We start from the raw sequence: 13148 nt of genomic DNA, 5'->3' as shown, positions 1-13148 counted from the left end.
TAAAATCCGCCTTAATCCGTGTTTTCGCTTGCGAATCCGTGTCATCCGCGTGCAAAATTAAGCTATTGTAAACTTTTGTCGATACAGCAGGTTAGATTGCTTAGTTCCTCGCAATGACACATCAAATCCTTTTTATTTGCACACAGGAAACGTTCTCCATTTTAACTTCTTTACCCACTTTTTTAAGTAATCCTGTTATTGAATTTCTTTTAAAAACAATCACGTTTCCTGAAATAACATTTGTGGCGATCAGAAATTTTCCGTTTTCATCAATAGCAAAAATTCTGGGATGTTTTCCTAAAGTCGATTGATAACCAATGTTTGTTAAAAGTCCATTTTCATCAATAGAAAAAATAGCAATATTGTTTTCTTTACCGCGATTTGTGGCATACAGAAATTTTCCGTCTGGCGAAATATGAATATCAGAACTTTCAAAACCTTCTTTGATTTTATCAGGATGCGTGTTGATGCGCTGTATTTTTTGTAAAGTTCCGTTTTCATATTGATAAACGCTGATTGCGCCAGCTATTTCTTCAATACAATAACCAAATTTTTGATTTGGGTGAAAAGTAAAATGTCTTGGCCCGGCTTCTAAATCTGTTTTTGTAAACGGATTTTTGGTTTCGGTTAAAGGCTTTTTTTGGGTTTCATCAAAACCGTAACAACGAATTTTATCGGCACCTAAATCAGGTAAAAAGAGATAATCAAATTGCGGAGAAAACACAGCCGAATGCACGTGCGAACGGGTTTGTCTTTCTTTATGAACGCTTCCGTCGCTATATTGAAAATTCTGCGCAAGCGAATCGATTTTTCCATTTTCTAATAATAGATGAACCGAAACACTTCCTTCTGTATAATTGGCATTTACGAGCCATTTTCCATTTTTATGAACCGAAACATAAACCGGGTTTTCTCCGCCGCTTTTTTGTTTGTTTAAAAATGTCAGCGTTTTATTTTCAGCGTTAAATTCAAAACTGCTCACATTTCCATCGTTTGGCGTTTTCGTTTCCGTACAGGCGTAAACGTACTTTCCGTTTGGAGATACCGTTAAATATGATGGATTAATAACGTTTTTTGCTGCAGTTATCTTCGTCAGTTTTCCGTTTAAAGTATCTAATTGAAATACTTGTATCGATTCTGCTTCTTTGTTTTTGTTGTATGATCCCAGAAAAACGTAGGTGTTTTGAGAAAAAACATGAATTGCTGTGAGAAAGGATATTGCGAAAAAGAGAAATTTTAGTTTCATATTCTTTAATTATAATATTTGTTATTCTGTTTAAGAAAACTCCATCTTTGTCGGGTTATTTGTCAAGATTCCTTGTTCTTCAGAATGATAAAAATTGTGACAACTTTGCGTTTCAAGGGATTAAAAATCTGCAATCTAAAATTTTTAATTAACTCCCTTCCACCATTGTTTAAATTCCTGTTTTTCATTTTTCAATTCGACTTTTTCTCCAATCATTGGTGTAATTAACGGAATTGGATTTTCTGAATTGGCATTCAATTCTGTTACTTTTATAAGAGGTTCATCCCAAGGATGCAATGCTAATGCAAATTTTGACGAATGCACCGGAAATACTCTTTTTGCGTTCAGATCTTTCATGGCTTTTATTACGTCTTCAGGCAAATTATGAATGTATTTCCATGCTGGATTATATTGACCATTGTCGATAAGTGCAATGTCAAACGGGCCAAATTGTTCTCCAATTTGCTTAAAATGAGAATCGTAACCGCTGTCGCCGCCCAAATACATTTTAAAATCTTTGGTTTCTAAAACAAAAGAAGTCCAAAGTGTATTACAACGCTTAATGCTTCTGCCAGAAAAATGTCTTGACGGCGTTGTATATAGCGTTAGATTCTGATCTAATGTTATTTTTTCATGCCAGTCTTTTTCGATGATATTTTCGACAGGAAATTTCCAAAATTCAAAATGAGAACCAACGCCAAGTGCGGTGATTATTTTTTTAATTTTCGGTTTCAATTGCATGATGGTTTTATAATCTAAATGGTCATAATGATCGTGCGTTATCAACAAATAATCAATTTCCGGAATATCATCAACGGTGTAAATATCAGTTCCCTGAAACGCTTTTGTAGTGCCGTAAATAGGCGAGGCGTTGCCGCTGAAAACAGGATCAATTAAAAATCGTTTTCCTGAAAGCTGAATGTAATATGACGAATGCCCAAACCAAACCATAATATCCTGATCTAACGAGATTTCATGTAAATTGGTTTTTACAGAAGGAATAATATCAGTCGGAATTTTTCGGTCTACTTTTTTAAAGAAGAATTGCTTTAAAATATCAAAATAACCATAACCTTCGGCAAGTTCAGGCGTAAAAGAGTTATTTTCAAATTTTCCGTTTTTATATTGAGGTGACTTTTGTATTAGAGCCAGTCTTTCACCGGAAGGTCTTTTTCCAAACCTTGGATGTAATAAAAAATACATAACAACGGAAAGTAAAATAATTAGTAGCGTAATGACCATGATTTTTAATTTGAGGGGTATAATGTATTTAAGTTTTTAACCGAAAGTGAAATCATTTTTTTTAGAATTTCAGGATCAATATCTGCTAGTTTTTTAAAATAAACACAAGCTTTCGCTACTTTGTGTTTGCCAAAATTAGGAAGCAGTTCTTCTTTATTTTCATCTGTTAAACAGGCGTAAAAGGAAAAAGCATCTTTTCTTGGCGAAAATCCAACAAGCGGTGCATCGCCTTCATGTCCGCTGTCATATTTATAATGATAACTACCGAAACCAATAATACTTGGCCCCCATATTTTGGCGTCGAAACCCGTTTGTTTTTGCATTATTGTAATGAGTTCAAAAGAGTAGTTTCTTTTTGTATCATCTTCAACAGCGTTTATAAAATCGGTAACGCTGGTTTCTGTTTGTGTAGTTTTATTTTTTGCCATGACGTTTTATTTTTGACGCAATAAATCGCTTTTAAGTAATATGTTTTTGATCTTAAATTCAGAAGCATAAAACAAATCTGAACTTTCATTCATCTGGTTTTCCATAACGATCAGACTCACATCACTTTCCGGAAAATACAAATTTACAGAAGAAAATCCATCGCCAAGTCCCGTATGTCCAATATATTTTACAGATTCTTTTTCGATAATTCGAATGCTGTAACCGTAACCTTCTTTTTCTTTTCCGAAGAAATTATGTTGTGATTGTGCAGTCGGTTTTATGAGCAATTGATAGGATTCTGGTTTTAGAATTTTTCCTTTATGAAGATTATTGTTCCAGATTGCTAAATCGTTTACCGTCGAAATAATTCCATCTGCACCTAAATTTTCAGGTGTTATAAGTGTTTTTTTGACAGATTCGTATGTGTTTTTATTATTGATGTATCCAGTAGTCAGATTTTGAATTTTGTCTGGATTATAAGCAAAAGTATTCTTCATTTGAAGTTTTTTGAAAAGTGCATTGACCACTTCGCTGTAACTTTTATTCGAAGTATGCTCAACAATCTGACCAAGAAGACTGTAGCTTGTATTTCCGTAATGAAAATTAGTTCCGGGTTTAAATTCCAGAGGTTTATTGATATCCACAATTCCGTGTGTATGATTTAAAAGTTGATGAACCGTAACAGAATCTGCCCAGCTTTTGGTAAGTTCAGGAAGGTATTTTTTGATTGGATCCTGTAAATTAATTTTTCCTTTCTCAACTTCTAATAAAACCAAAACGGCAGCAATTAGTTTGCTGTTCGACATAATTTCGAATTGGCTGTTGATCGTTATAGGTTTTTTAGTTTCAAAATTAGTAAAACCATGTGCTTTATTGTACAACGTTTTTCCATTTTTAGAAATAAGAATTACACCATTAAACTTGGGGTCAGCAACTTTAATGAAACTGTCTATTTTAGTAGAATAATCATCTTTTTTTTGTGCAAACGAATTGCAGTTGGAAAGTAAAAAAGCGAAAAATAATAAAGATAAAATTCTGGAAATAGAGTTCATTTTGAAGTTAGGAGTTATTAATTATGAATTATGAGTTTTGAGTTAAATCTGTGTAAAAAAATAGAAAAAGCTAGAACATTCCGTTTTCGTTAATCGTTTCTTTTGGAATAGGCTGTCCTAAATCCCAAAGTTCGACTATTTTATCCGATTCAAATCTAAAAATATGAACAACCGCCGCGCCTAAATCTGATGAATTTTGTTTGACATGCGAATGTACCGCAACCAGATTTTCATCTCGTAAAATATGATGAATTGTAAAAATCTTATTTGGGTTTGTTCTGGCAGATTCTTCCATTGCCAGCATTAAAGTATCGGCATTGCCTTTGAAATAGGCGTTGTGATGTTTAAAATTTTTGCCAACATAAAGTCGGAATGCTTCGTGGGAATGCCCTTTTGCAGCGAGTTTTAAAAACTCCCGTGCAATATATTTCTTAGTCATGACTTGTCAATTTAAAAAGCTAACTAAGTTATGAAATTAACCTTTTTGAATTATAAAAAGAGGTAGATTTATTAGCCTCTTAATTTACGATATAATAAAGTTCACAATAGCTTCAGAATGTATTTTTGTAGTATCAAAAACAGGAACCGAAAAATGAGATTGGTCTATTAATAAAGGAATTTCGGTACAGCCCAGAATAACACCTTCTGCGCCACGAGCAATGAGTTCGTTGGCTATTTTAATATAGTTTTGTTTAGAATCAGGATTTATAATTCCTCTTCCTAATTCTTCTTTCAGAACATGTTGTATATAATCTCTCGTCTCTTGTTTTTCCGGTATAAGTACATTTAGGCCAAAGCTTTTTAGACGGTCTTTATAAAAATCCATTTCCATAGAAAATGAAGTTCCTAAAAGCCCAACTGTAGTAATTTTTTCTTTTGTTATAGCTTTTGCCGTTTCAGTTCCAATATGAATTAATGGTAATTTAATTTCTTTTTCAATTTGATCGGCATAGATGTGTGCTGTATTGGCACAAAGTACAATGGCATCAACACCGCTTTTTTGTAAACTTAAGCAGGCATTTAGTAAAAGTTCATACGAGTTTGCCCAGGTTTTTCCCTGAATATCGCCAAAATTCAAAGAATAAATCAGGCATTCTGCAAATTGCAATCCGCCCAGTTTTTTGTTTACGCCTTCATTTATTAATTTGTAATAATCAATTGTCGAAACCCAACTGATTCCGCCTACAAGTCCAACTTTTTTCATTTAGTAAAGTTATAGATCTTCAGGCTTGATTTTACCGATAGCAACGCCTAATTTTTAAATTCTTTTTGTTATTAGGTTTATAAAAAAACACAGAGTTCGCAAAGCTTTGTATTCATTTAGCTTTGCGAACTCTGTGTTTTCTAAAAATACTATTAGATAAAAACTTAGCGTTCTCTGCGGTAAAAATCATTAGTATATATAAAAAATATCATACTTCTCTACGACATTTAATGTTGATCTGATATTTTTTAGTTGGTTTATTATTAGATATTTGCACTCAGTTTTCTTTCATTCTCTGTTCGGGGTTTGTCTTTGCCATTTGGCTCGCCTTTTCCTGTAGTAATTAATTTTTTTAAACTATTCTGAATGTAATTTGTCCAGGAATCTCTGCAAATGTCAAAACATTCATAATCCGGAACCAAACCAAAATGGGTAAAACGAAGCTGTGTTTTACCGTCTTTTGCTGAAATTTCAAAAGTTGGTTTTGTATTCGTCCACTCCGTTTCATCTTCTGTAAACTTAAAATAATTATCTTCTATTAGCCAGACAATTTTCTGGTTCGGAATCACTTCAGTCAATTTGACTTTACAGCGATGAATATCTTCATAATGATAGTTAAATTCATCATTTTGTTTCGCTGCATTTCCCTCAATTTGTTCAGACCACCATCCGCGAACGTTGGTAACGGCATTAAAAACTTCTTCGGGAGATTGATCTACTATTATGCTTGTGGTAAAATCTTGTGCACTCATTTTGTGTAGTTTAGAAAGTTATATAACAAATATACTTTCTAAAAATCAATAACTTAGGGTTGTTATGAGACAAGTTAAAGGGCGATTTAAGACAGATTGTAATTTTAGATTTTAGAGTTCAGATTGTAGATTGTAGATTGTAGATTGTAGATTGTAGATTGTAGATTTTTGGAATTTGGAATTTAAATTTTGGAATTTAAATTTAATTTTTCAGGAGCAGAAATATCATTTTCATCAGAACCACTCGTCCCGCTGTCCGCTTTATCTTTTTCCTGCTAAAGAAGCAGGAAAAAGGATACCGCTCCCATCGGGGCTAGATTAGAGGTTTTGTTTTATAAGAAATAAAGTTTACTATCTTATAATATCCATTCTGCTTATTTTTTGACCTTCAATTTCAAAAATAACCACTTGCTCTTTTTTTTCATTGCTGCCACTTCTTCCTGAAACATATTCATGAACAATAGCTTTATTATTAAAAAAGATGGTTTTTATAATTTCAGCATTCAAATCAGGAGATTGTTCAAATAGTTTGATAAACATTTCTTCGCATTCTTTTTTGCTGTTTATAGCTAACGAATGATCTGAAAAATTGTAAATTTTGGTATTGTCTGCATATAAAGCTATCATGCTTTTTATATCTCTGTTGTTAAAAGCTAACATTTGCAGGTCGATGATTTCTTGTATTGTCATTTAAATATGATTTTAGATTTTAGAGTTCAGATTTAGATTGTCTAGTGTTTATCTCAATCTTATCATTTCGATCCCGAAGCTTCGGGATCGAAATGACAAAAAAAGATCTTTGCGGTTAAATCACAATTTGTTTAATTCTCTTCACAACATCTTCAATTTGCAAAAAATGTTTTTCCATAACTTTTTCCAATTCAAGAGTTCCGCCCAAAATTACCATTTCTTTGTTTTCGAATCTTTTTCCTAAACGATCGTCGAGCATTATTGTTTGCATACTTTGCGCCATATTTATTTCTTCAAGAAATTCATTTGGATGTCCGGCGGTACAAATCACAAGTCCAAGCGGAATTGCTTTCATTTTTTTTGAAGTTTCATTTTGTCCGTAAGCATATCCAACCGAGTATACGCGGTCGAACCAGCCTTTTAATTTTGCCGGACAATCGCTCCACCAAACCGGATATAGGAAAATAATACAATCTGCCTTTTCAATTTTATCCTGTTCTGCTAAAACATCAGCAGAAATGGGAAGATTGGTTTTTGCAAATCCTTCTCTTTCATATTCTTCTGCCGACATATCGCTTTGAAAATTCATAGCATATAAATCAGAAATTTGGAGATTCCAGTTTTGCTTGTTTATTTCCTTTTTCAGTTTTTGCAGAATCTGAAATGTATATGATTTTTCACTTGGATGGCTGTAAACAATTAGAATATTCATAGTTGATTTTCATTTGTTATTGTATTCTGATTTTAGCATGGCGTATTGAAATTCGCTTCCCCATTTTCCTTTAAAGAAAATATTTTCGACAAAATGACCTTCTTTTTTAAAACCTAAACTTTCCAGAAGTTGTATCGAAGCTTTATTTTCAGCATCTACAATTTCTACAACACGATGAAAATCTTCAATAGAAAAAAGAAAATCCAGAATCGTTTTCATCGTTTCTTTTGCATATCCTTTTTGTTGAAATTCATGGGAAATTGTAATTCCGATCTGAGCAATTCTAACATCATAATCGTCGAGTTTAATAGCGCAATCGCCAATTAATCTGTTAGTTTCGAGATCTTCTATTGCGTATTGAACCCATTCGCCGGCTTTGCCAAATTGCATATCTTTTTGAGAATCTATAAAATCTTTGCATTGCCCGATTGTCATGATGTCAAAACCTTGATATTTGGTAATTTCCGGATTTGATCGGTAGGAAAAGAAATCATTTAAATCTGAATCTTTTAAATTTCGAATACAGATTCTATTACTATTTAGATGCATTTGGTTTTAGATTAGTTATTAAAATAGCGCCTAATTTTGAATTCAAATTTAGGCGCTATTATTTAAAACGAAAATACAAATAAAAGTGATTGTTTTTCCTTGTTATTTTTTGGCTTCGAATATTTTATCCAACCCTTCCATTGCGATTGTAAATCCTTCTTTGAAGCCCATTTCGATGATTTTTTCTAAATCTGAAAGGTTTTCATGTTTGATAGCAATATTAACAAAGGTTGAGCCATTTTGCTCATCAAAACTTACATCCCAGTCAGAACGTGGAAAATCTACATTTAAATTACCTTCGCTATCGCAAAATGCATCCAGATATTTAAAATTTGTTTTAGACGTTATCGAAGTAAAATCTGCCAAAGCCCAATGCTCTTCACCTTCAGGTCCAACCATGGCATATAATCTTTGTCCGCCTTCTTTAAAATTCATTTTTTTAGTTCTGGATTTCCATGGGGCAGGAGCCCACCATTGATCCAGAATTTCAGGTTCTGTCCATGCAGACCAAACATCAGAAATTGGCGCATTAAATTCTCGTTTTACATTAACCGTGCTATTTTCCTTATCTACAGAAAAGTTCATTAAAAGATTTGATTTCATTTTTTTAAAGATTTTAGATTAATTAATACTTGATCTAATTGATTAAAACGGTTTTCCCAATGTTCTTTAAATTGTTCGAGCCATTTATCAATTTCTTTCATTTTGTCAATTTTTAATTGGTAATAAATTTCTCTTCCAGCTTTGTGCTGTTCTAATAATTCACATTCATTAAGAATTTTAATATGTTTAGAAACCGCCTGCCTCGTAGTGTCAAATTGTTCTGCAATTGCATTTGGAGTAAGAGCCTGACTAGTAACTAAAACTAAAATAGCTCTGCGTGTCGGGTCGGCAATGGCCTGGAATATATCTCGTTTCATGGAAAAGGAATTTAATTACGCAATCATTAGGTTGCAAATATAAGCAACCTTTTGGTTTCGAGAAAGTATTTTATAACTTTTTTCATTTTGATAAATAAAATAGCCGAAAAACTTAAATAAAGTAACACTATTATTTAGGTTTTTCGGCAGATTTATTAACGATGTACTTTTTACAATTGAGAAACTTTTCCCGTATGAACATCATATCGCATTGATACAATTTTAATATTATGTTCTTTTACAATTGGATTATCCTGTATCAATTTTGTCGAATGTTTGATATTGGCATCAATTGCTCCAAGATAATTAGTTGCCTTAGGTTTTGTTTTATCAGCCTCAATTTCTTCATTTTCCTGAGAAATAGTTTCTACAATATTATCAATGTGATTAAAGTGCTTTTTATATGCACCATCTTTGTCATTAATATAAGCCTTAATTGCTCCACATTCTGTATGACCTAATATAACAACCATTTTTGTGTCCAGATGTTCTATGGCATATTCAATACTGCCCATATCAATATCAGAAATTAGATTTCCTGCATTTCTTATAACAAATAAGTCTCCAATTCCCTGATCAAATACAATTTCTGGCGAAACTCTGCTGTCTGAACAAGTTACAACAACCGCAAATGGCTTTTGCCCATCTTGATTATCTAAAACAGATTGTTTGTTTTGATGTGGATGAATTGATTTTTCGTCTAAAAATCTTTGATTTCCCTGAGTTAATCTTTCTAAAGGTTCTAAATTTTTGTTACTTTCAATAGATTCAGTGTTTAGATCATTTTTCTTGCATCCTGCTATCGAAAGTACAAGAAAGGCCAGTGCTAAAATTTTTGTTTTCATTTTTTCTTTTGCTTTATAATTTGAAATACAATACTTGTTAAAATTTATTTAGCAAAGATAATTTTTATAATAAAGCCACAATATCTTTTGAATATTATTTAACTGTTTTTTCTAGTTAAATGTTTTTAATCTGAAGGATAATTTAATCTCAAATAACATAAGATGATTAAATAATATAAAAAAATCCTGTTTGTTTAACAAACAGGATTTGACTTATTTTAAGGATTGAATTACTTTCTGGTTAGATCAGTAATCAGTAAAGGATTGTTTTCTTTTAATTTGGCAACTAATTCTTCCACTTTTTCCGGATGTTCTTTTAAGTTTTCATATTCTGCAGAAGTTATTCCGACTATTTGTAAAAATGAAACCTCACCATGCGGTGTTTGCTTTTTTGGAATTTCAGGATCTGATACAAATAACAATGCAGTAATATCAGTTTCTGTATCTAGTCTTATAGGGCCATTTGCAGGCATATAATGATATTCTTCAAACCAATTACCACTGTCAAATACATATTTGGCAATATTTTGCAGCAACGCAATTACCCAGCTTGGATTTCCATTATCTTCTTCAAACGGCTTGAGCCTAAACGTAATTTCAAATCCCCATTTGCTAAACTCGCTGTCTAATTTTTCTTCGTTATAATATAATTCAGAGAAACCATAAGTTACAAAATGATAGTGATCAGTTTGTTTTTTGCTTTCATAAAAACTTACTCCGTCAAGCGGATGTTCTCCTCCAAGCATATAGCTGATTGCGGGAGCAAAATGTTTTGGTTCCTGACCAGGATAAAGAGTTTCAAATTCTTTATCTATTGATAACCACCCAACAGCGTCGTCATCTGAAAATTCTTTTTTGTACTCTTCTAATGTCATGCCTATCTGTTTTATCATTAATGAATGACAATATATAGTTTTTTGAAATAAAAAATATAATTTTTTATTTGATTTTACTGTGATTATTTTGTCATTTTTGAAATGTAAATTTTATCATATAAAGGATGGGATTCCTGAAATAATAGGTAAAAAAAATCCGACTTGCTCTCGCAAATCGGATTTGATATTTGATTAAAAGATTAGAATATTATTCCAGCTTTTTTATTAATTCACTTACAGCGCTTTCCAAACCTTTATAATAATCTCCTTTTTTAAATTCCGGTACGGCAAAACTGCTAATTATTTCTTTTGTCTGATCGTCACTTAGTTTGTAGCGTATAGAATCTTCTCCTAAAATTTGAATCTGTCTTAATTCTTTACTCAAAAGTATTAAAATTGTAGGCTGCATTTTTAAGCTACTGTTGAGGTATTTATCTAAATTTTGAGAATACTCATATAAATCTGTATAAGGTTTTATAGAAGAAGTAGTTACAATGATAAATTTATAAAGTCTCCTTTTCTCAAATGTTTTAAGAGTGGTGTTTAAAGCAGTTATTTGAGCTGGAGTTAATATTTTCTCAAAATCATTAACGTTATCGTATGATTTTGCAAAAATGTTTTGTGTTTCTGAACTCGATTGTGCTTCTTTTTTTGTTTGGGCAAAAAAGCTGGCGGGCAACAGCAATGCAATTGTAACAAGGAGTATTATTTTTTTCATCTTAGGCTAAGATTTAGATTTGGTGCCGCAAAATTACCACTTTATTGTTATAAAATATTCAGTAATTTTATACTAAAGCGTTAATATTTCAGATGAACAATTAATGGCAAACAAATTTGTATTTAGAATTGGTTTTTTTGAGACAAGTTGAAGGTATGTGTAATATTATCTACAAAATCTTTGGTGTATTTTCCGGTGGTATCTAAATCAGGATCCAGAATGGTTATTTCGAGTCCGCAAAGTTTTTTACTTTGAAATAAATAGGAGGTAAGTTCATTAAACTCATCATAAGTTAAACCATCCGGCGTGCGGCTGTCAACACAAGGCATGATAGTATCATTGAGAACATCCACATCTATATGAAGCCAAAAGCCATCCAGATTCTTGTTTTCAACTTCTGAAAGAAATGCTGCCGTACAATTTGAAATTCCTTTTTCTCGCAAATCTTTTAGGCTAATATAAGTTGCAGACGAATTTCGTATTTCATTTTCATATTCATCGTCATATTCTCGGTTGCCTACGCACCAAAGGTTTTCTTCTTTTATATAAGGTGATAAGTTTAAAATATTAGTTAGTTTTTCATGTCCGTTTCCTGTTACAATAGATGCGGCCATTCCGCCAACGCCACCGGTTTCTGATAAGGAAATATCCATAAAATCAGTATGTCCGTCAAGATAAAATAGAGCATAATTGCCTTTTTGTTTCAATGCAATTGCAGACCCTAAAAGAATGCTGCAATCACCGCCAAGTATAAAAGGAAATTTATTTCGGGTGAGTAGATTATTTACGAGATAAGCTTGTTCACGAGCGTATTCTATTAATGAATTTGCGTTTAGAATTTGCGTTTCAGAATCTTTTGTATTGTTATATTTTGGAGGATCGAGTCTAAGGGTATTTTCAGGATCGAGTATTTTATGCAAATTATGTCTTTGAAACCAATCTGGCAAACGTTTTACACCGGGTTCTTTTCCTGGGTGAGGTTCTTTTAAGCCTAAATTTGATGGGAATTCGACAATATATATTTCTCTCATAACTTTGCAATTTGGTTATAAAGTTATTAAAATATATGCTTTTGTATCGCTTGATTGAATTGAAATTCTAAATAAAAATGACAGGCTTTTTTTATTTTAGCCGTATCAAAACTCCTTTACGCTTGACTAAATTTTTATAATCCCATTGAATTTCTCTTGCTTTTTCGAGCCAGCGTTTTACATCTTCTTCAATAATTTGTTCCGATGAGGTATAGCGAAATTCTGCTGCTTTAAAAGAACCTTCGTTTGATAGTTTTTCTTCGTCAAAAGATTGACCACTCCAGAAAAGTAAACGAACAGAATCTTTTAATTTGCTGTATCCCACAATTGGATTTCCGTCAAGAAACCAAACCGGATGCGCATGCCAGATTTTGTTTTCGGCATCGGGTAAATTTTTATCGATAATATTTGCTAATTGATTGCAGATTTCCTTGTCTGAACTATTTTGCGAATTATTGTAATCCTGTATGGTTGTGTTCATGGTTAATTGATTCTGGTTTCTACTACCAATATGTAATCTCTCCGAGATATATGTTGAAGATTTTTTTTAAAATAATAAATTAATCAATTATAAATAATCAGTCATATATATTGAAGATTTGCCTGTTTAAAATAAAACAAAAAACAAAAAAATAATAAATCAATTTGAGATAATCGTTAGGATTTACATATTGGTAGCAAAATCATATTTCCATATATAATTATCCCGTAGGGATTACACCTTCTCAATATGTTGTTTATTTGATTAATTTACAGTTGTTTATGATTTTAATACACAAGCTAAAATAATCAAATTTTATTATAAAAAACAATTGAAAATAAATGTTTTATGAAAACGGGTTTGCGTGAGGGATAGCAACGAAAAGCCCACAGCCTGACGAAG

The 13148-nt window shown here is 32.0% G+C and carries 17 protein-coding genes; all 17 read right to left on the bottom strand.

All coding sequences use genetic code 11. The features are described from left to right. Positions 1-121: 121 nt before the first annotated feature. The gene (locus RT99_RS02030) at positions 122-1246 is read right to left on the bottom strand and encodes a lactonase family protein (protein ID WP_042563063.1); all 1125 of its coding nucleotides are present in this window, start codon (positions 1244-1246) and stop codon (positions 122-124) included. Between the two features lie 144 nt (positions 1247-1390). Continuing rightward, a complete protein-coding gene (locus RT99_RS02020) occupies positions 1391-2488 on the bottom strand; it encodes an MBL fold metallo-hydrolase (protein WP_042563061.1) in 1098 nt (365 codons plus the stop codon). 5 nt (positions 2489-2493) lie between these two features. Beyond that, positions 2494-2916 carry a DUF1801 domain-containing protein gene (locus tag RT99_RS02015; RefSeq protein WP_042563060.1) on the bottom strand — a complete coding sequence of 141 codons (423 nt, stop codon included), beginning with the start codon at positions 2914-2916 and terminating at the stop codon, positions 2494-2496. Between the two features lie 6 nt (positions 2917-2922). After that, complete coding sequence (locus RT99_RS02010; RefSeq protein WP_042563059.1) at positions 2923-3969, bottom strand: serine hydrolase; 1047 nt, start codon at positions 3967-3969, stop codon at positions 2923-2925. A 70-nt stretch (positions 3970-4039) separates the two neighbouring features. Continuing rightward, positions 4040-4408, bottom strand: coding sequence for a nuclear transport factor 2 family protein (locus tag RT99_RS02005; protein WP_042563058.1), 369 nt, complete (start codon positions 4406-4408; stop codon positions 4040-4042). Positions 4409-4492: 84 nt separating this feature from the next. Next, positions 4493-5173 carry an aspartate/glutamate racemase family protein gene (locus tag RT99_RS02000; protein WP_042563057.1) on the bottom strand — a complete coding sequence of 227 codons (681 nt, stop codon included), beginning with the start codon at positions 5171-5173 and terminating at the stop codon, positions 4493-4495. A 263-nt stretch (positions 5174-5436) separates the two neighbouring features. Then, on the bottom strand, positions 5437-5925 hold the full coding sequence (locus RT99_RS01995) for an SRPBCC domain-containing protein (protein WP_042563056.1): 489 nt from the start codon (positions 5923-5925) through the stop codon (positions 5437-5439). A gap of 351 nt (positions 5926-6276) precedes the next feature. Continuing rightward, on the bottom strand, positions 6277-6615 hold the full coding sequence (locus tag RT99_RS01990; protein WP_042563055.1) for a nuclear transport factor 2 family protein: 339 nt from the start codon (positions 6613-6615) through the stop codon (positions 6277-6279). Between the two features lie 115 nt (positions 6616-6730). Further along, positions 6731-7327, bottom strand: a complete 597-nt coding sequence (locus tag RT99_RS01985; protein ID WP_042563054.1) for an NAD(P)H-dependent oxidoreductase — start codon at positions 7325-7327, stop codon at positions 6731-6733. Between the two features lie 9 nt (positions 7328-7336). After that, positions 7337-7876: a GNAT family N-acetyltransferase gene (locus RT99_RS01980; protein ID WP_042563053.1), complete on the bottom strand. Its 540-nt coding sequence runs from the start codon at positions 7874-7876 to the stop codon at positions 7337-7339. Positions 7877-7978: 102 nt separating this feature from the next. Beyond that, positions 7979-8479, bottom strand: a complete 501-nt coding sequence (locus RT99_RS01975; RefSeq protein ID WP_042563052.1) for an SRPBCC domain-containing protein — start codon at positions 8477-8479, stop codon at positions 7979-7981. Further along, positions 8476-8796 (bottom strand): helix-turn-helix transcriptional regulator, encoded by a 321-nt coding sequence (locus RT99_RS01970; protein ID WP_042563051.1) that lies wholly within the window; start codon positions 8794-8796, stop codon positions 8476-8478. Before RT99_RS01970 ends, RT99_RS01975 begins: the two co-directional genes overlap by 4 nt. A gap of 170 nt (positions 8797-8966) precedes the next feature. Beyond that, positions 8967-9641 carry a carbonic anhydrase gene (locus tag RT99_RS01965; protein ID WP_052483508.1) on the bottom strand — a complete coding sequence of 225 codons (675 nt, stop codon included), beginning with the start codon at positions 9639-9641 and terminating at the stop codon, positions 8967-8969. 230 nt (positions 9642-9871) lie between these two features. Continuing rightward, positions 9872-10516 (bottom strand): suppressor of fused domain protein, encoded by a 645-nt coding sequence (locus RT99_RS01960; RefSeq protein WP_042563161.1) that lies wholly within the window; start codon positions 10514-10516, stop codon positions 9872-9874. Positions 10517-10724: 208 nt separating this feature from the next. Next, entirely contained in the window at positions 10725-11234 is a 510-nt protein-coding gene (locus tag RT99_RS01955) for a YgcG family protein (RefSeq protein ID WP_042563050.1), read from the bottom strand. Positions 11235-11356: 122 nt separating this feature from the next. Beyond that, the gene (locus RT99_RS01950) at positions 11357-12265 is read right to left on the bottom strand and encodes an arginase family protein (RefSeq protein WP_042563049.1); all 909 of its coding nucleotides are present in this window, start codon (positions 12263-12265) and stop codon (positions 11357-11359) included. Positions 12266-12356: 91 nt separating this feature from the next. Continuing rightward, positions 12357-12746, bottom strand: a complete 390-nt coding sequence (locus RT99_RS01945) for a DUF1801 domain-containing protein (protein WP_042563048.1) — start codon at positions 12744-12746, stop codon at positions 12357-12359. Positions 12747-13148 lie beyond the last annotated feature (402 nt).

Origin of the sequence: Flavobacterium sp. MEB061 (genome assembly GCF_000834715.1) — a bacterium.
GTDB classification, from domain to species: domain Bacteria; phylum Bacteroidota; class Bacteroidia; order Flavobacteriales; family Flavobacteriaceae; genus Flavobacterium; species Flavobacterium pectinovorum.
Note: the sequence above shows the minus strand (reverse complement) of the source record. Positions and strands in the feature narration are given on the sequence as shown.